At 60.9% G+C, this 18,423-nt stretch carries 18 protein-coding genes; 1 reads left to right on the top strand and 17 read right to left on the bottom strand.

The genetic code is table 11. From position 1 onward, the window contains the following. Positions 1-145: 145 nt before the first annotated feature. The 5 genes from ccoP to EJ075_RS17205 form a co-directional block, all read right to left on the bottom strand. Positions 146-1,009 carry a cytochrome-c oxidase, cbb3-type subunit III gene (gene ccoP, locus EJ075_RS17225; protein ID WP_126105063.1) on the bottom strand — a complete coding sequence of 288 codons (864 nt, stop codon included), beginning with the start codon at positions 1,007-1,009 and terminating at the stop codon, positions 146-148. A gap of 2 nt (positions 1,010-1,011) precedes the next feature. Further along, complete coding sequence (locus EJ075_RS17220; RefSeq protein ID WP_024502864.1) at positions 1,012-1,161, bottom strand: cbb3-type cytochrome c oxidase subunit 3; 150 nt, start codon at positions 1,159-1,161, stop codon at positions 1,012-1,014. Positions 1,162-1,172: 11 nt separating this feature from the next. Then, complete coding sequence (gene ccoO, locus EJ075_RS17215) at positions 1,173-1,904, bottom strand: cytochrome-c oxidase, cbb3-type subunit II (RefSeq protein WP_095488537.1); 732 nt, start codon at positions 1,902-1,904, stop codon at positions 1,173-1,175. Continuing rightward, a complete protein-coding gene (gene ccoN / locus EJ075_RS17210; RefSeq protein WP_095488538.1) occupies positions 1,904-3,523 on the bottom strand; it encodes a cytochrome-c oxidase, cbb3-type subunit I in 1,620 nt (539 codons plus the stop codon). The genes ccoO and ccoN overlap by 1 nt, the downstream gene beginning before the upstream one ends. A 501-nt stretch (positions 3,524-4,024) precedes the next feature. Next, positions 4,025-4,768 (bottom strand): Crp/Fnr family transcriptional regulator, encoded by a 744-nt coding sequence (locus EJ075_RS17205; protein WP_126105062.1) that lies wholly within the window; start codon positions 4,766-4,768, stop codon positions 4,025-4,027. Between the two features lie 151 nt (positions 4,769-4,919). Between EJ075_RS17205 and hemN the strand changes: the two genes are divergently transcribed. Beyond that, positions 4,920-6,269, top strand: coding sequence for an oxygen-independent coproporphyrinogen III oxidase (gene hemN, locus EJ075_RS17200; RefSeq protein ID WP_126107358.1), 1,350 nt, complete (start codon positions 4,920-4,922; stop codon positions 6,267-6,269). A gap of 236 nt (positions 6,270-6,505) precedes the next feature. Here the strand turns inward: hemN and EJ075_RS17195 are convergent, their stop codons facing one another. The 12 genes from EJ075_RS17195 to EJ075_RS17140 form a co-directional block, all read right to left on the bottom strand. Beyond that, positions 6,506-6,748 (bottom strand): DUF2274 domain-containing protein, encoded by a 243-nt coding sequence (locus EJ075_RS17195; RefSeq protein WP_029354949.1) that lies wholly within the window; start codon positions 6,746-6,748, stop codon positions 6,506-6,508. 12 nt (positions 6,749-6,760) lie between these two features. Further along, positions 6,761-7,975 (bottom strand): TrbI/VirB10 family protein, encoded by a 1,215-nt coding sequence (locus EJ075_RS17190; protein WP_126105061.1) that lies wholly within the window; start codon positions 7,973-7,975, stop codon positions 6,761-6,763. A gap of 11 nt (positions 7,976-7,986) precedes the next feature. Further along, positions 7,987-9,000 (bottom strand): P-type conjugative transfer protein TrbG, encoded by a 1,014-nt coding sequence (gene trbG, locus EJ075_RS17185; protein ID WP_164547121.1) that lies wholly within the window; start codon positions 8,998-9,000, stop codon positions 7,987-7,989. Between the two features lies 1 nt (position 9,001). Continuing rightward, the gene (gene trbF / locus EJ075_RS17180; protein ID WP_029354943.1) at positions 9,002-9,733 is read right to left on the bottom strand and encodes a conjugal transfer protein TrbF; all 732 of its coding nucleotides are present in this window, start codon (positions 9,731-9,733) and stop codon (positions 9,002-9,004) included. Continuing rightward, complete coding sequence (gene trbL / locus EJ075_RS17175; protein ID WP_095488542.1) at positions 9,734-11,056, bottom strand: P-type conjugative transfer protein TrbL; 1,323 nt, start codon at positions 11,054-11,056, stop codon at positions 9,734-9,736. It lies immediately after the preceding gene. 33 nt (positions 11,057-11,089) lie between these two features. After that, entirely contained in the window at positions 11,090-11,815 is a 726-nt protein-coding gene (gene trbJ / locus EJ075_RS17170) for a P-type conjugative transfer protein TrbJ (protein ID WP_095488543.1), read from the bottom strand. Beyond that, entirely contained in the window at positions 11,812-14,262 is a 2,451-nt protein-coding gene (trbE, locus tag EJ075_RS17165) for a conjugal transfer protein TrbE (protein ID WP_126105059.1), read from the bottom strand. Before trbE ends, trbJ begins: the two co-directional genes overlap by 4 nt. After that, positions 14,256-14,528, bottom strand: coding sequence for a VirB3 family type IV secretion system protein (locus EJ075_RS17160; protein WP_024502852.1), 273 nt, complete (start codon positions 14,526-14,528; stop codon positions 14,256-14,258). Before EJ075_RS17160 ends, trbE begins: the two co-directional genes overlap by 7 nt. Beyond that, complete coding sequence (locus EJ075_RS17155) at positions 14,528-14,836, bottom strand: TrbC/VirB2 family protein (RefSeq protein WP_024502851.1); 309 nt, start codon at positions 14,834-14,836, stop codon at positions 14,528-14,530. The genes EJ075_RS17160 and EJ075_RS17155 overlap by 1 nt, the downstream gene beginning before the upstream one ends. Positions 14,837-14,848: 12 nt before the next feature. After that, a complete protein-coding gene (trbB, locus tag EJ075_RS17150; protein WP_024502850.1) occupies positions 14,849-15,817 on the bottom strand; it encodes a P-type conjugative transfer ATPase TrbB in 969 nt (322 codons plus the stop codon). Further along, positions 15,814-16,227 carry a CopG family transcriptional regulator gene (locus EJ075_RS17145; protein ID WP_095488561.1) on the bottom strand — a complete coding sequence of 138 codons (414 nt, stop codon included), beginning with the start codon at positions 16,225-16,227 and terminating at the stop codon, positions 15,814-15,816. The genes trbB and EJ075_RS17145 overlap by 4 nt, the downstream gene beginning before the upstream one ends. A gap of 116 nt (positions 16,228-16,343) precedes the next feature. After that, complete coding sequence (locus EJ075_RS17140) at positions 16,344-18,368, bottom strand: conjugal transfer protein TraG (RefSeq protein WP_024502848.1); 2,025 nt, start codon at positions 18,366-18,368, stop codon at positions 16,344-16,346. Between the last annotated feature and the right edge of the window lie 55 nt (positions 18,369-18,423).

The following is an 18,423-nucleotide window of genomic DNA, read 5'->3' as shown; positions in this document are numbered from 1 at the left end:
CAATGTCAGGGGCACCTGTCGAAAAGCCTCGCGGTAGGACAGCCTTGGCGGGTTGTGCAGATCGCATTAGGAATGGTGTCGAGGCCCGGCTCACGCCGGGCCTCGTCCGCTTGGCAGGGGGGACCGAAGAATAGGGCTTCCATTCCTATTCTCCGCCGCCAAGCGAATGGACATAAACTGCAAGTTCCTTGACCTTGATTTCGCCGAGACGGCCAACCCAGGCCGGCATGATACCCTGCTTTGGCGCACGAACCTGGGCGGCGATGGCCGTCTCGCCGGACCCGTAAAGCCAGATCGCGTCGGTCAGGTCGGGGGCGCCGAATTCCCTGTTGCCTTTTGCATTGTCGCCGTGACAGGCGACGCAGTTCTCGGCAAAGACCTTGGCGCCGGGTTGGATCAGACTTGCATCGCGGACCTTGCCGGAAAGGCTGGCCACGTAGGCGCTGACTTGTGCGATCTGGTCGGCGGCGATGATGTCGCCGAAGGCCGGCATTTCTGACAGTCGCGTGTCCGGATCGGAAGCAAAGCGGAGGCCGTGCGTGATCGTCTGCTGGATCTGGTCGGGGCTGCCGCCCCACAGCCAGTCATCGTCATTCAGGTTGGGAAAGCCCTTCGATCCCTGAGCGCCGGAGCCGTGGCATTGCGTACAGTTGACCTTGAACGCGGCAGCCCCGGCAGCGACCGCGAATTCGCGCAAGTCATCGTCAGTCAATATCTCCGACACGCTCTTTGCCTGGATGGCTGCAACATACTTGCCATTGGCGGCCTCGGCCGCGGCAAGGTCGTTCTTGACGTCCTTACGGCTTGAATAGCCGAGCATGCCCTTGGTTGCCGAGGTCAGCATCGGCCATGCCGGGTATGCGGTCGTATAGACGAGCGCCCACGCTATGGTGACGTAGAAGGTAATCACCCACCATCGCGGCAGAGGATTGTTGAGCTCCCTGATGCCGTCCCATTCATGCCCGGTGGTTGAGACGCCGGAGACCTCATCGATGTGCTCGTCGCTCATGATCACTCGTCCTCGAGCGGAATGCGGGCAGCTTCGTCGGCCAGCCTTCGGCTGCCGGGGCGTAGGGCAAAGGCGATGCACCCGACGAAGAACAGCGCCATCGCAACCAGGCCCCAGCTGTCGGCAAACGCCCGCATCAAATTGTAGGTCATCAGCGTTCTCCTCAGCGGTAGCCGGCGGCTTCGTCGTAATTTTTGAAGTCGACCAGTGTGCCAAGCATCTGCAGGTAGGCGAGCAGGGCATCCATTTCGGTGACCTGTTGCGGGTTGCCGTCGAAGTCGCCGATCTTGGCTTTGGGGTAACGCGCCTCAAGGCCTGATGTGTCGGCATTGGGATCGGCCTGCGCCGCCAAATCGGCATTGGCGTGCGCGATCATGTCATCGGTGTAAGGGACGGCTACACGCCTGTTGGCGATCAGATGCGTCGAGAAATCCTTCACGTCGATCGGCGTGTCTTTCAGGAACCCATAGCTCGGCATGATCGATTCCGGCACCACCGAGCGCGGGTCGGTAAGATGCGCGACATGCCATGCATTCGAGTAGCGGTCGCCAACCCTGGCGAGATCCGGCCCGGTGCGCTTCGATCCCCACTGGAAGGGGTGATCGTACATGGACTCGGCAGCCAGGCTGTAGTGGCCATAGCGCTCAACTTCGTCGCGGAACGGCCTGATCATCTGGCTATGGCAGAGAAAGCAGCCCTCGCGCATATAGATGTTGCGCCCGACAAGTTCGAGCGGCGAATAGGGGCGCATCCCTTCCACCTTCTCGATCGTATTGTCGAGATAGAAGAGAGGCGCTATCTCGACGATACCGCCGACCGTCACCACGAGCAGCGAGCCAACGAGAAGAAGCGTGGCGTTCTTCTCGATGATTGCGTGTTTGTCCATCAAGCCCATCACCTGGCTCCTGATCGCGCAGGTCGGATGGCGACGGGGCTCGGCATCGGCTCCTCCTCGCGCTGGTGGCCGAGGATGGTCATGGTGATGTTCCAGGCCATGATCAGGGCGCCGGAGAGGTACATGGCCCCACCGATGGCGCGCATGACGTAGTATGGGTGCATGGCAGCGACGGTTTCGGCGAAGGAATAGACCAGGAAGCCCTGCTGGTCGTATTCACGCCACATCAGGCCCTGCATGATGCCTGACACCCACATGACCGAGGCGTAGACGACGATCCCGAGTGTCGCCAGCCAGAAGTGCCAGGTGACGAGCCGCAGCGAGTAGAGCCGGTGACGGTTCCAGAGCTTCGGCACCATGTAGTAGATTGCGCCGAACGAGATCATGCCAACCCAGCCGAGCGCGCCCGAATGGACGTGGCCGATGGTCCAGTCGGTATAATGCGACAGCGAATTAACCGCCCTGATCGCCATGATCGGGCCTTCGAAGGTCGACATGCCATAGAAGGCGACGGCCATCACCATCATGCGGATGATCGGATCGGTGCGCAGCTTGTCCCAGGCGCCGGACAGCGTCATCAGACCGTTGATCATGCCGCCCCATGACGGCATCCACAGCATGATCGAGAACGCCATGCCGAGCGTCTGCGCCCAGTCGGGCAAGGCGGTATAGTGCAGGTGATGCGGGCCAGCCCAGATGTAGAGAAAGATGATCGCCCAGAAATGGACGATCGACAGCCGGTACGAATAGACTGGCCGGTTCGCCTGCTTGGGCACAAAGTAATACATCATGCCGAGAAAGCCGGCGGTGAGGAAGAAGCCGACCGCGTTGTGGCCGTACCACCATTGCGTCAGCGCATCTTGGACACCGGAAAAGGCGGAGTAGCTCTTGGAGCCCAGGAACGAGACTGGCATCGACAGGTTGTTGACCACATGCAGCATCGCGATGGTCACGATGAAGGAGAGGTAGAACCAGTTGGCGACGTAGATGTGCGGTTCCTTGCGCTTCAGGATCGTGCCAAGGAATAGGATAAGGTAAGCGACCCAGACGATGGTCAGCCAGACATCCACATACCATTCGGGTTCGGCGTATTCGCGGCCCTCGGTGATGCCGAGCAGATAGCCGGTCGCGGCCATGACGATGAAAAGCTGGTAGCCCCAGAAGACGAACCAGGCGAGATCACCGCCGAAGAGGCGGGCGCGGCAGGTGCGCTGCACGACATACAGAGACGTGCAAAGCAGCGCGTTGCCACCGAAGGCGAAGACGACACCGGATGTATGCAGCGGCCGCAAACGGCCGAAATTGAACCAGGGCTGGATGTTGAGATCGGGATAGGCGAGCTGAAGCGCGATCACCACGCCGACCAGCATGCCGACGACACCCCAGAACACGGTGGCGATCGCGCCGTAGCGGATCGGACCGTCCATGTGAGCGGATGGGTCGATCGGAGCTGCTGGCTTGAACTCCGTGTTGCGCAACAGGATCGCAGTGAAACCAGCCACTGCGAAGAACAACACCCACATATGTCGGCGGAAAGGTTCATCCACGCCGAAGCCGGCGGCCACCAGGGCCGCAAAAGCGAACACGCTTAGAAGGACGATCTCAGTGCCGAATTTCATTGCAGATCCCGATCTCGAATCTGGTGGATGCCAAATCCGCAGCGCACTAATTGCGCAGCCGCCGCCCCCTCGCCCTGATCTATGTCAGGCCGCACGATTTTGTGTCGGCGGCGCAATCAGCAGGTGGCGAATGAACGAGGAACGCAGCGCGGGCTCACCCCCTCATGGACAAGGGAGGCGTTCCCTGGGTTGGGCGGGCGCAGACGCGATCGATTGAGGCGAAAGCTGAGGCTCTGCGACGCGTTGGATGCTATTGCCGATGCCCTACCAAACGTTGTTCGAATCCCATTGGAAACGAACGCGATCGTTCGGCCGAGCCGTGGCAGCTTAAGGACCGTGCTTCGCCGGTATGTGCCGAAATACACCTGGCGATTGGTCATCGTCCCTATCAAAGCCCGAAAGCTGTCACGACCGTGACGCCGCTTCTTCGAAGGCGCGGCGAGATCGCATTAGAAGGCAAACACGGCCCGCCCCGGAGCCATGCGACATGGGCCTCGCCGCTTAGGGCCGCTCGCGTCCGCCGCCACAGCGCTTCTCCAGACGGCTTATGCTGTCCACCGTCACATGGCGTGCGTTCTCAATCCGAATCACCCCGTCAGCCCGCAATCGCGTCAGTTGGCGGCTCACGGTTTCGTTGGTAATTCCAAGGAAATCAGAGATTTCGGCACGCGTCAGCGGCAGATCGAAGGACGCTGACCTGGAAGCCGCGTCGAGACTGGAATCGATATTCCGGGCCATCATGAGGAGAAAACTCGCCACCTTTTCCGGAGCTGTCTTGCGCCCCAGCGTCACCATCCACTCGCGCGCCTCATCGAGTTCATTCAGCGTCTGTTTGAGCAGGCGATGCTCGAATTCCCGTGACGCCTTCATCATCCGTTCGACGGCCGCTCGCGGAAACGAGCACAGCGTGACTGCTGTTGCCGCTTCCGCATTGATCGAGCTTTCCACCTTGAAAGGACGTCCCAGAAAATCCGGTGCAAACTGGAGACCGACGATCTGCTGGCGCCCATCCGACAGGCTCTTTGATAGCTTTACCACGCCTGAAAGCACGTTCGAGTAGCTGTCGACGTTCTGTGCCTCGCCGGTCAACTCCATTCCTGACTCGATCCGGCGACGCGAGCAAGTCTTGGCGAGCCCAACCAAATTGTCTGGATCGAGCGCACCGCAGACACCGCGACGCCGTGCCTCGCAAGGGAGGCAAAGAACAGGAATGCCGGAAGTATGAATGTCTTGCCGAAAGGTCATGCGTTCGCTTTACCCGATCCTAACTGCCGGCAGGATACCCATCCAGGGTAGAGAAGTCCTGCGGCGGTTTGTCCATGCGCGCGGCTGATCGAGATCAGGGTCTGCTTCAGCGATGCGTGCAGTGTTCGGCGGGCAACACGGTGAACGCGAGATGCAATCGGAAATAGCTGTCAAACTCAGCGAGAACGTCCCACGCTACACCAGCTATCCGACGGCGCCGCATTTCCATTCCGGGGTCGATGCTGCCATTTACCGTGGCTGGTTGGAGGCGCTGGAAAGTGGCGACGAAATCTCGCTGTATTTGCACATTCCTTACTGCGACAAGCTCTGCTGGTTCTGCGCCTGCCACACCAAGCAGACGCACCAATATGAGCCGGTGGCCGCTTATCTGCGCTCGCTGAATGCCGAAATCGTCACGATTGCCGGTCTGGTGAGCGGCAAGGCACATGTCCGTGCAATCCACTTCGGTGGCGGTTCGCCAACGATGCTGAGGCCCAATGACATGGTTGCTCTTGGAGCGGCCTTGCGGGACAGCTTCGACCTTCTCCCGGATGCTACGGTCAGCATCGAAATCGGAACCAACGACATGGACAAGGCGCGCCTTGATGCGCTTGCTCAAATCGGCGTAACGCGGGCGAGCCTCGGCGTGCAGGATTTCGATCCGCAAGTGCAAAAAGCAATTAATCGTGAGCAAAGTTTTTTGCAGACCAAGGCAGTCGTCGACGGGGTTCGTTCGCGGGGCGTTGAATCGGTCAATCTGGACCTGCTCTACGGGCTCCCGAATCAGACACGCGAGACGATCTGTTCCACGGTGGCGCAGGCACTGACCTTGGAACCAGACCGGATGGCTCTGTTCGGCTACGCACATGTGCCCTGGTTCAAGAAGCATCAGACGATGATCGACGAGGCATGGCTGCCGAGTCCCACCGAGCGTTTCGCCCAATCTCAACTCGCGGCGCGGGCAATTGTCGCCAAGGGATATGAGGCAATAGGACTCGATCATTTCGCGAAGCCCGACGATGCGCTGGCCATAGCGGCCCGCGCAGGGGTTTTGCATCGCAATTTTCAGGGCTACACCGAGGATCGCTGCCCGACACTGATCGGACTTGGCCCTTCGTCCATCGGTCGTTTTCGCCAAGGCTACGTGCAGAACATGGCTTCGACTGCCGGGTACGGGCGCATGGTTGCGGATGGCGGGTTGGCTGCCGTCCGGGGCGTTGCCCTTTCCGACGACGATCGCGTCCGTGGCTGGATAATCGAGCGGCTGATGTGTGATTTTGCCTTCTCGGCAGTCGATCTGGTGGAGCGGTTCGGCAAAGCCGGCGAGAAGCTCCTTCATCGCTCGAGGTCCATCGCCCTCCACGATCCTGCCCGAGCGCTTGAATTCGATGGCGACAGTTTCGTCGTACGGGCTGAAAGTCGCCCCTTCGTTCGAACCATCGCGGCCAAGTTCGATACATATTTCAAAGGGGGAACGGCGAGGCACTCGGTGGCGGTCTGAGCAAAGCACAGTGCGCTCGCCGTTTGGTCGATCGCGAACCAGCTGCGTTTCATTTTGACCGCTCATAGGCGACTACCGCATCCAATCGAAAATGCAAACTTAGGCTGTTGCGCGGTATTTCCTTCCACATCCTCTCTTACGCATACCTGCATTCCAAGGTGTTTGATCCTATGCTTCGCGAGGGGCAGGTAGGCCGCGACAGCTAGGCAATGTTCCAGCTGCCTCTAGCGGAGGAGTCACGATTTTTCGGCAAGCTCCGTCGGCAGACCTTCTTTTCGGGCCTTGGCAAAGGCTCGGTCGCCTTCCAGAAACGCCGCCAGCATGAAAGGGATGAGTTCTGCCACGGTTTCAGACTGACGATAGGTCTGACGGTAAAGTGCAGCATACTCCTTGAGTGTTTGGCCCAGCTCCGCGCTGACGGTAATGGTGATCTTCGAAGCTGTTCGGTCTGGAAGCTTTCCAAGTTTCAGGTCAGCCATGGTAACTCCTGCTCAACTCGCGTATGGCCGCAGCACGATGTCCTTGTGCACGATGACGCGCAGTGGCCAACCTGGGCGGACGATGATGGTGGGCTGGATATTGAGGTTTTTTTCGGTGATGCGCTGGCCGGCTCGACTGGCGTTCTGCTGGGCTGATTCCCGGATCGCCTTGACCAGATCGCTCTCGTTTTCGCCGAGGCTGAATTCCGTGCCGACACCGAGCAATGTGGCAAGCGCCACCCCCTTGATCAGCTGCCAGGTGTGGAAATCGACTTTGTCTTCCAGCCCTGCGTAGCCGGCGGTGTCGCTCGCGGGCAGATTGTCGATTTCGACCGACGAGCCGTCGGGCAGCAGAATGCGCTGCCAGACCAGCAGCGCTCGCTTTTGCCCGAACGCGACGACGCTGTCGTAGACGCCGATAAGACGTGAGCCCTGCGGAATCAGCAATATGTTGCCCGTGACCGTGTCGTGCACATTCTCGGTGACTTGCGCGACGACAAGGCCCGGCAAATCGGAATTGATGCCGGTGATCAGGCTGGCGGCAATCACGCTGCCAGCCATCAGTTGATACGGCGAGATCGGCGTCTGCAGCGCATGCGGATTGTAGATCCCGCCAGTGCTCCGCTGGCTGAGGAAATCAAGCTTTCGCTGCTGATTGTTGTGGTCGCTTTCCGCCGGCGCCACCGAGGCTGACGCGCGTGCTGCTTCGGATTGGGGAAGTGCCTCAAATGGATGCTGAGCAGTTTGCACGCTCTCACCGACATCTGTCTGTTGAGCTCGATTTTCGACGCGGAAAAGCACCTGCGATTCACGCGCTTCGATCGCCTGCTGCGCTAGACGCTGCTCCTCGGCCGAGATGTCTTGGCCCGGCACGATGCCGAGCTGGCGCTGCCGCTCGAGGATGGGGCGACCGAGGTCGCCCGGCAAAGGTGGCCCAAGGACGGGAGACTTCGGCTTCATGCCGGAATAGTCATGGGGAAGCGTATCGAGTCCCTCGACGGTTGGTTTGCGCTCAGTGCTGTAGAGATCTTCCGCCTGATCCCTGATGCGAAGGGCCGGCCCCTGGAGCGCCATCATGGCAACGCCGAACACAGCGCCGGATCCGAGCGCTGCGATCGCGATGATCACACCGCGCCTGAACCGCACCACGCGGCGGGGAGAGGCCCGAAGCTGCAGTTCCTCGGGATCCAGTTTCGGCGGGATGCCAGAGCGGGAATTTTCGATCATGAGCCCTCACCTCACCGGCTGGAACGCGAAAAGAGCGAGATCCGCCGTAGCGGTTGCCTGTCGTCAATCCTGCTGATGCGGATCACCTGCTGCTGCTTGGTGCCGAGGCGAAGTTCGGCCGCGGCGAAGAGCCGATCGACGATGTAATAGTTGCCGCGCACGCGATAGTTGACGAGCTCGCTGCTCCCATCTGCGCCGACGATGAAGAGTGGTGGCGCCTCGCCCTGATCTATGCGACGAGGGAACTCAATATAGACCTTGCTGCCGTCGTCGAAGGCTCGCGTCGGTCTCCAGGGCGGTGTGTCGCCACTGATCGAGTAGCGAAAGCGAAGGTTTTCGAGCGCGATATTCGACGCGACCGGTGTAACTGCCTCGGCTTGAGCATTGCGCTGGCGAAGCGCGATGATCTGGTCTTGGCTGTAGGTCCAGGAGATTGCCGCCATTGCTGTCTTCTCGGTGCTTTGAAGCTGCAAATGATAGGTCCGCCGGTCCGTCGTAATGACGACATTGGTGGCAAGACCCGGCGCGAAGGGTTTCACCAGAACATGGGTGCGCTGATTGTCACCGGTGCCGCTTGCAGTATCGCCTATGACCCAGCGCACGGTGTCGCCAGCCGACACGGCGGTTAGTTTCTCGCCCGGCTGCAGAGCGATGTCGGTCACGCGCTCCGGCGCGGCATAGAGCTGATAAAGCGCGCCATCGGTGAAGGGGTAGACTTGCACGGCATTAACATACCCGTACTTGGTGGGTTGCTGGGTCGCGGCTTTGTTGGCATCAGCGACGCGTTCTTCAGGGGGGCGCTTGTCCTCGGCCTTGCCGGGCTCGGGCTGCAATTGGCCAGGCAGCGGCAGTGGTTTTGGCACCTCGACAATTCTAATCGGCCTCTCCTGCGCCTTCTCGATCGCGGCCGGTTTGAAGTCAGCAGCGTCATAGGAAATCTCAGGCGGCGGCACCTTCTTCGATGCACAAGCGGAAACGACCGCTGCCGACACCGATAGGATCAGCACGGCACGAATCGGTGACATTTTATCTTTCATTGGTGGACTCCGTCGGAGAAAGGGGGGGTGGGACGGCGCTGTCGAGCTCGCGTGACCAGTCAATGGCGTTGATGAAGACGCCGAGCGGATTCTTGCGCAGCTGATCCGTATTGCTTGGCGAGCGGATCACGATCGTGAGGATCGCAGTCCAGCGCATCGTGCTGGCAAGGCTTCCGCGCTCAAACACCTGCTCGGTCCATTTGACCTGGAATGAACTTTCGGAGGCCCTGACCACGCTGGTGACCTGTACCGAGACACTGCGCGTTCCGATCTGACCGAAGGGGTCGTTCGCCTTGGCGTATTCGTTGAGGAAGAGCGCTGCGCGATCGCTAGCAAAGTCGTAAGCTGCCAACCAGTTCTGCCGTACCAAAACCGGATCGGTGGAAACGGAACGGACATTCTGGATGAAGCGGCCGAGATGCCAGGCGATCTGAGCATCCGAGGGCTCATAATTCCGGATTGCCGGCGCGACGGCGCGCGTCTCGCCGAAGCCATCGACCTCGACGACGTAAGGCACGACACGGCTTTGCATCGACTGCCATACGAGTCCGCCGGAAAGTCCGGTCGCCAAGGCCAGGCACCCAAGGGCCATGAGCCGCCAGTTCCTGGCCTGCAGTCGAGATGAGCCGATGCGCTCGTCCCACAGCTGGGCGGCTTTTTGATAGGGCGTGACCGGTTCGGGTGTTTTGCCGTAACGGTGCACGGGTCGCTTGAAGAGCATCTAGTCATCCTTGTCGTTGAGAGAGGGGTTGGCGCTGCCTCCCGGCCGGTCTCCGTCTCGGACAGCTTGCATGGCAGCGTGGCGATGTGCACGGGCGGTCTGTTCAGAACGTAGGCGCCTTGCCCACGTCGGCGCCGAAACAGTGGCCGAACCGGCAGAGCGTTCGGTCATTGACGCGGTCGGCGTGCCGCCGGTCGCGGTCCACGCGGCATCGCGCCCGGCATCGGCGTTGCGCCCAACACTTGCAGTGGCGGATCGCGCTACGCGTATAGCGGCGCCGCCAGCGGCACTGGTTACACCATGCATTCCAGCAGCCACACCGGAGAGGCCAACGTCGGGCGAGGTTGCGCGCCCGATCTGCCAGGACGTGGAAGCAGCCGATCCCATTGTTGTGCCGGCGCGGATGGCGGCGAGACCGCCGCTGGTTGCCATACGCGCGCCAGAAAATGCCGTGCCTCCAGCAACGAGTGATACACCCGCTGCCGCCGCGGTCGTGCCGAGGGCGGCGCCCGCGCCAAGCTGCGGTGCGCCTGAGACAAGACCCGACGCGATCCCCGGCCCAAAAATGCCAAGGCCAAGCAGTGCCAGTGCGCCCAGTACCTGGGACATGGCAGCGGCCAGATCCGGCTCCTTGCCTTGCAATGCGGAAGCGAACTCCCCGAAGAGCGTGGAGCCGATGCCGACAATGACGGCGAGCACCATCACCTTGATGCCTGACGAGATAACATGGCCGAGCACGCGTTCGGCTAGGAAGGCTGAACGGTTCCAAAGTGCGAATGGAACCAAAACAAAACCTGCCAGCGTGGTGAGCTTGAACTCAAGGATGGTGATGAAAAGCTGGATGGAAAGGATGAAGAAGGCGATGATGACCAGGAACCAGGCCATCAGCAGCACGAAGATGGTCAGTGCGTTGCCGAAGATTTCCGGGAAGCCCAGGAGCTGACTGGCTTGGTCAAGCATTGGCCAAGCACCTTCGAAACCGGTCGCGGCAATGCGGCCCGGGCGCAAGAGATTGTCTGCCGACAGATTGCCGGCCGACGCCTTAATCCCGAGACCGGCAAAAGAACGATAAACGATATCGGCGAGGTTCTTGAAATTGTTCAGGATGAAGGCGAAGACGCCAACATAGAGCACCTTGCGGACAGGCCGGCCGAGAACGCTGGTTTCGTCGCCGAGCGCCCACGCCAGGCCGGCAAGTGTGATGTCAATGCCGATCAGAATGGTAGTGAGGAAGGCGACGTCGCCCGATAGCAGACCGAACCCGCTGTCGATGTAGCGGATGAAGGTCTCCATGAAGCGATCGATGACGCCAAGGTCGTTCATGCCGCTGCCTTCCTCGTCGTGATGAACTCGTGATTAATTGCCGGGATAAGCCGAGCCGGTACCCAAGAATCGCTTCGTCATCTCGCGGGCGGCTTCCTCTGACTGGGCCTTGCGGGCGGCATCCTCGGCCTCAGCTCGAAACTGCGTTGCGAGCAGCGTCTGGATCTGCATCTGCTGCTTTGTCGAAAGCGCCATCAGCTGGTTGGTGGCCTGGCTTGCCTGAAGCGCACCGGCCGCCCCTTGGCTGCGGTTGACGAGATCGGCGAGCAGATCGCCGTCGGCGCGGACGTTCTCGACGATTTGCGACTGGACCCCCATGGTCTGGCGGAACGCCTGCATGGCGGTTTGCCAACGCTCGCGCGCAGCACTCGCCACATCGCTGACCTTGATCGTGGCGTCGTAGCTTTCCGGATATTGGCTGCGCCACTGGTCTTGAAGCTTGCCCAGATCAAAGCTGAGGCCACTCGCCTGGTCCATCAAGCCGTCGATGCGATGGAGCGAACCGGTGAGTTGGCCAACGGAAGAGAAATCCAGACGCTGAAGATTGCGCGCCATGTTCTGCAGCATGGTCGCCTGATTCTGCAGCGACTGGATCTGGTTGTTGATCTGCTCCAATGCGCGCGCGGCCGTCAGCACGTTCTGCGCATAATTGGACGGATCGAACACGATAAGGGCGTAGGCGGGCTGCACATAGTCGGCCATAGGCTTGGCGATCAGGGAAACGGTGATCAGGCCGGAGAGAAGGCGTCGCCGCATCATGCTAATTGCTCCTTGTCTGGTTGAGGGAATTGCTTGAGAAGTTCGCCGGCCCAATCGAGGCCGCGCGCGATCAGGAACTGCGAGGCAAAGCTGCCTTGCCCGTCTTCGGACATGATCCTGTCGATCAGAGTCTGCGTGGCCGGATCGGAAGCACCGCAAAGCGCAAGAGCGATGGGGCCAAGCTCGAGCTCGAACAGACGGTTGCCGCGGCGCGATTGCAGATAATACTGACGCTTCGGCGTGGCGCGGGCGATCAATTCGATCTGCCGCTCGCTTAAACCGAAGCGCTCGTAGGCTGTGCGCGCCTGGGGTTCCACGGCACGATCATTGGGAAGGAAAATGCGCTGCGGGCAGCTTTCGATGATTGCCGGCGCTATGCCAGAGCCCGCGATATCAGCCAGCGACTGCGTAGCGAAGACAACCGACACGTTCTTCTTTCGCAGCACCTTCAGCCATTCGCGGATGCGGGCGGCGAACAGCGGATTGTCGAGATAGACCCACGCCTCGTCGAGCATGATCAGCGTGGGCCGTCCGTCGAACCGTTCCTCAAGTCGCTGGAACAGATAGGTAAGCACCGGCAGCAAAGCGCCTTGGCTGTGCATTAACTCCTCGGTCTCGAAACACTGCACATCCGACAAGGCCAGCCCATCATGATCGGCATCGAGCAGGCGGCCGAAGGGACCGTCGAGCGTGTAGGGCATCAATGCGGTCTTCAGCGCATTGGATTGAAGCAGGACCGAAAGACCGGTCAGTGTGCGTTCCTGCGCCGGCGCGGTGGCAAGGCTGGCCAGCGCTGACCAAATAGCCTCCTTCACCTCCGGCGTGACGGTGACGTTCTCGTGGGCAACAAGGCTGGCGATCCATTCGGCCGCCCAGCTTCGGCTAGCCTGGTCGTTGATGCTGCGCAGTGGCTGAAAGGCAAGGGAACCGTCCGCTCCTAGCGCGTGGTGTTCTCCACCCATGGCAAGTGTTGCAGCACGGGCCGAATTGCCTTTGTCGAAGACATAAACCTGGGCGCCGGCATAGCGCCTGAACTGCAGAGCAATCAGAGCAAGCAGAACCGACTTGCCGGCGCCGGTCGGACCAACAACCAGCATGTGGCCGACATCTTCGACGTGGGTGGAAAGCCGAAACGGTGTCGACCCACTGGTCTCGGCAACGAAAAGCGGTGGCGCTTCGGTTTGGGTGACTTTAGCGAGATGCTCGTTTGTCGCAGGACCGGCCCAAACCGACGACAGCGGTATGAGATGGGCAAGGTTCAATGTATGAACGAGCGGTTGGCGAACGTTAGCGTAGACATGGCCAGGCAATGAGCCGAGCCAAGCCTCGACCGCATTGACGCCTTCTCGGATCGTGGTGAAGCCGAGCCCATTGATGATGCGCTCGACCGCGCGAAGCTTCTCTGCAGCGGCTTGGCGATCCTCGCCCCACACCGTCACGGTGGTGGTGAGATAGCCGAAGCTCACATGATCGCCGCCCAATGCCTGAAGGGCTTCGTCGGCATCGAGCGCCTTGTTGTCGGCATCGCTATCGACAAGCGGGACCGGCTCGTTGGTAATGACCTCGCGTAGGATTGCCACGATCGATTTGCGCTTGGCAAACCACTGCCGGCGCAACCGCGTCAGCGTCTTCGTGGCTTCCGTTTTCTCGAGCGGAATGAAGCGCGTCATCCAGCGATAGGCGAAATCCTGATGATTGAGGGTATCGAGGATCCCGGGCCGGGTGAGGTTCGGAAAGCCGAGGATGGTCAGTGTGCGAAGATGCTGCTCACCCAGCATCGGCTCCAGGCCACCGGTAAGCGGCGCATCGACCAGTATTGCATCCAGATATATCGGCGTTTCGGGGGCCATGATAGGATGGCGGCGAGGCGAAATCGTGCCGTGGAGGTAGGTCAGCGTCTGAGCATCATCGAGGACGCGTACTTCGGACATGAAACCCGAGAAGAGATCGAGCACGCGGTTGGTCTCGTCACGGAACCTCGCCAGATCCTGGCGCCAGTCTCTTTCTCCTTGGGAATAATGAGAGTCGACGAGCGCGCTTTCTGCGCGCGCCTGGGCGTCCGGCGGTGGCATAAACACCAAGGTCAGATGATAGCGGCTCTCGTAGTGCGCTACCTTCCCCTCGAAAGCAGCGCGGCGTTCTTCGTCGACCAGCCACGACGCGGCGTCAGGAAAATGCGAGTTCGGATAGCCCAGCGCTTCTATGCGCTCGGCCTCAAAGAACAATGCCCAGCCAGAGCCAAGGCGTCTGAGAGCATTGTTCGCCCGGGCGCAAATGCCGACGAGTTCAGCCTCCGTCGCACTTTCGAGATCCGGGCCGCGGAACCGCAACGTCCGCTGAAAGCTGCCGTCCTTGTTGAGCACGATGCCGGGCGCCACCAAGGCAGCCCAGGGTAGATGGTCGGCAAGCCGGTCGGCTTTGCTTCGATATTCCGAAAGGTTCAGCATGCAAGCCACCCCTTCAGACGTAGGTGGCGCACAAGCACGCTGGCGAAGTCCGGATCGCGTCTTGCGGCAAAGACCGCTAACGAGTGGCCCGCGATCCAAAGCACCAGACCAGCAATCCATTGCTGCAAGCCGAAGCCAATGGCCGCGGCCACTGTACCGTTGAGGATCGCCACCGCGCGCGGAGCCCCGCCGAGCAGGATCGGCTCGGTCAGCGCCCGGTGGACCGGTACTGCGAAGCCCTCGATATGCTGCTCCCCGGCGGCCATCAGACGAGCGCCCCACCACCGAAGGAGAAGAAGGAGAGGAAGAAGCTCGATGCCGCGAAGGCGATCGACAGACCGAAGACGATCTGAATCAGGCGCCGAAAACCACCGGCGGTGTCGCCGAAGGCAAGCGTCAGGCCGGTGGTGATAATGATGATCACCGCAACGATCTTGGCGACCGGTCCCTGCACGGACTCCAGGATCTGCTGCAGCGGCTGCTCCCACGGCATGCCGGAGCCGGCCGCATAAACCGGGGCCGTGATAAGAAACGCGAGCGCTGTGGACGAAAGAAAGCGAAGCTTCTTGCGCATGAGGAAGGCCTTTCAAAGCTGCTGGAGTTGCGAAAGCGTGAGCGGGGCAACGGCGTAATCGCCGCTGCCGTCGAGACCGGTGACCTCGGCGATTGCGTCGATGTGGCGCGACGAGCCGCGTCCCGCTATAAAGACGATCAGATCTATCGCCTCAGCGATGAGCCGGCGGGGAACGGTGACCACCGCTTCCTGGGCGAGTTGCTCAATGCGATAGAGAGCCGAGCGCGCGGAATTGGCGTGTACGGTAGCGATGCCGCCTGGGTGCCCGGTGTTCCATGCCTTCAGCATGTCGAGCGCTTCCGCGCCCCTCACCTCGCCCACGATGATGCGGTCCGGCCTGAGCCTCAGCGTCGAGCGCACGAGATCGGCAAGGGTGACCGAGCCCCGCCTCGTTCTCAGGGCAACGCAGTCCCTGGCCGCGCACTGCAGTTCGCGTGTGTCCTCGATCAGGATCACCCGATCGTCGCATTCGGCGACTTCAGCCAGCAGAGCGTTGGCGAGTGTTGTCTTCCCCGAGGAAGTGCCGCCGGCGATCAGCATGTTGCGCCGCTCGCGGACGGCCTTTTTCAGCGCATCGGCCTGCAGCGGCAGCATGATGCGTTCGGCAACATAGTCGGCCAGGGTGTAGACTTTCGCGGCGGGCTTGCGGATGGCAAAACATGGCGCCAACACCACAGGTGGCAGCAGGCCTTCGAAGCGTTCGCCAGACGGCAATTCGGCACTGACGATCGGGTTGTCGGCGTGCGCCTCGGCGCGCACGTGCGAAGCAACCAGGCGGATGATACGTTCTGCCTCGGACGGGTGCATGTGAACGTCGGTATCGACCCGACCTTCGCCTAACCGGTCGAGTCGCAGCGCGCCGTCGGGATTGACCATCACCTCGATGACGGACGGATCGGCCAGGGCTTCGGTGATTGCCGGACCCATGGCGGTGCGTAGCATGACACGCCGCCGGTGGTCGGCCTCGGGATGAGAGCTCATCCTTCCCCTCCCCCACCATTGTCTTTGCTAAGCGACTTTTTGCCGGAAGCGATCTGGCGGCCGACCTTCTCAACGAATTTCTCGAAACGCTCTTGGGCAATAGCCTGCGTTGCCCGATCCGGGACCGGCGTGTGGGCATGAAGGGTGATCGAAAAGCGGATGAAGAGCGCCAGGCTCTCCAGGATCACCTCGGAATCGCGCCTGACGTGGGCAAGATCGCGGGAGAGCCGGTCAAGCCTTACGCCGTAGCGCCGATCGAACTCGCTCTCGCCACGCCGCTCGATGAACGCCTCGATCGCCTTCGCCACGATCGCTGATTTGGTCGTTGACGGATCGCGACTGAGGTTGTCCAGTTTCTCGCTGAGCTCCGGCTCAAGCAGAAACTGATGGCGAATGCGGTGCGGCTTCATGCGGCTCGTTCCGACGGCCCGGCGTTGCGCCGGCGACGGGAGAAGCATCGGCCAGACGCTCAAAATTGCTTATGGCCGTTATCTACGCTGAGGTGCGCTCTGCAACTCAGCGGACTTCAGAAGCCGGGAATGACATCGTCGCCCCTGCCCTCGTTGATACCGTAGGCGCGGGCCGCAGTGGAAATCCGATCCATGACACGCTTGTCCGCGAGCGCTTCGCTGTCATCGTCTGCGGGCTTGTACAGATCGGCCTGATCGGGCTCTTGAGAGACAACAACGTCTTCTTCGGGCAGGCTTGGATGGCGTTGCTGCTGAACGCCTCCCTCGTCTTCAACTGGCGCGTCGGCGCTTTCCTCGTCCGCAGCAAGTCGGCTATCGACGCTGCACACTTGTCCAGTCCAGCCGTCCGGGCGTGATGCAGGGCAGTCCGCATAGGGCCCGTCGTGCAGCACCGGCGCAGGCAGCACCCGATCTGTGAAATTCTGATCCTGATAATAGCGCAGCTTCTTGGCGCGGATCGGCGGCAACCCAGAAACCAGGACCAATTCGTCTGACGGCGGCAATTGCATCACCTCGCCTGGCGTCAGGAGCGGGCGCGCGGTTTCCTGGCGGCTCACCATGACATGTGAAAGCCAGGGCGCAAGCCGATGGCCCGCATAGTTGCGCATCGACCTAAGTTCGGTTGCGGTGCCGAGGGCATCCGAGATGCGCTTGGCCGTGCGTTCGTCATTGGAGGAAAAGGCAATTCGCACGTGGCAATTGTCGAGAATAGCATTGTTCTCGCCATAGGCCTTTGAAACCTGGTTCAAAGATTGTGCGATCAGATAGGAGCGAATGCCATAACCTGCCATGAAGGCGAGCGCCGTTTCGAAGAAGTCGAGGCGACCGAGCGCCGGAAACTCGTCCAGCATCATGAGCAGCTGATGCTTACGGCTCTTCTTCGGGTCCCCCTCCAGACGCTCCGTCAACCGCCTGCCGATCTGGTTCAAGATCAGTCGCACCAAAGGCTTGGTGCGCGAGATATCCGAAGGCGGCACGACCAGATAGAGCGACAGCGGTCGCTCTCCATCCACTAGGTCAGCGATGCGCCAGTCGCAGGACGAAGTGGCCGCCGCGACCGTTGGATCACGATAAAGCCCGAGAAAGGACATGGCGGTCGAGAGGACGCCTGAGCGCTCGTTTTCCGACTTGTTCAGGAGTTCGCGAGCCGCCGAGGCCACTACGGGATGGACCTGAGGGTTATGCCCCGTCCCGAGATGGTTTGTCGTCATCATCCGCCGTAGCGTTGCGGCAAACGAGCGTTGCGGGTCCGACAGGAAGGTGGCGACGCGGGCCAGCGTCTTGTCCTCTTCAGCGTAGAGCACGTGCAAAATGGCGCCAACTAGGAGTGAATGGCTGGTCTTCTCCCAGTGGTTCCGTCGCTCCAGCGCGCCCTCGGGATCGACGAGGATGTCGGCGATGTTTTGAACGTCCCGGATCTCATCTGGGCCTTTGCGCACCTCCAGCAGCGGGTTGTAGCGTGCCGATCTCGGGTCGGTCGGATTGAACAGAAGGCAGTACGAGAATTTCGACCGCCAGCCGGAGGTCAACTGCCAATTTTCGCCTTTTATATCATGAATGATGGCAGACCCGGTCCAGGAAAGTAGCGTTGGAACAACCAGCCCCACGCCCTTGCCCGAACGCGTCGGCGCAAATGCCATGACGTGCTCCGGGCCGTCATGGCGCAGATAGCGATCGTTCAGCCTACCGAGGAAAACGCCCGCCGGCCGTAACAACCCTGCCGTCTCGACCTCATGAGTCGTGGCCCACCGTGAAGACCCATAGGTCGTAACCGACCCGCGCTGTCGCGCGCGCAAAAGCGAGCCAGCGATTGCGGCGGCACAGCCCAGGAATCCGCTGGCGCCTGCAAGCGTACCGGCTTTGTCGAAGACCTCCGGCGCATAAGCATCGAAGTGGAACCACCATTCAAACAGCTTCCACGGCTTGTAGATTGGCCAGCCGGCGAAGAGAAACCATGGTGCGCCGAGAGGCGTCTGGTAGGTCAGCATTTGAGCGCACCATTGGGTTGCCGTCCATACGCCGATAATGACAATTGCGCACACAACGGCGATCTGCCCGATCAGTAGCTTCGTAGGTGTCATCGGCTTGGCCCGCTGAACAACGCGACCTAGCATCGCGCGGCGCAGCCGGGACAGG

This window comes from Mesorhizobium sp. M6A.T.Cr.TU.016.01.1.1 (genome assembly GCF_003952585.1).
Lineage (GTDB): Bacteria > Pseudomonadota > Alphaproteobacteria > Rhizobiales > Rhizobiaceae > Mesorhizobium > Mesorhizobium mediterraneum.
Note: the sequence above shows the minus strand (reverse complement) of the source record. Positions and strands in the feature narration are given on the sequence as shown.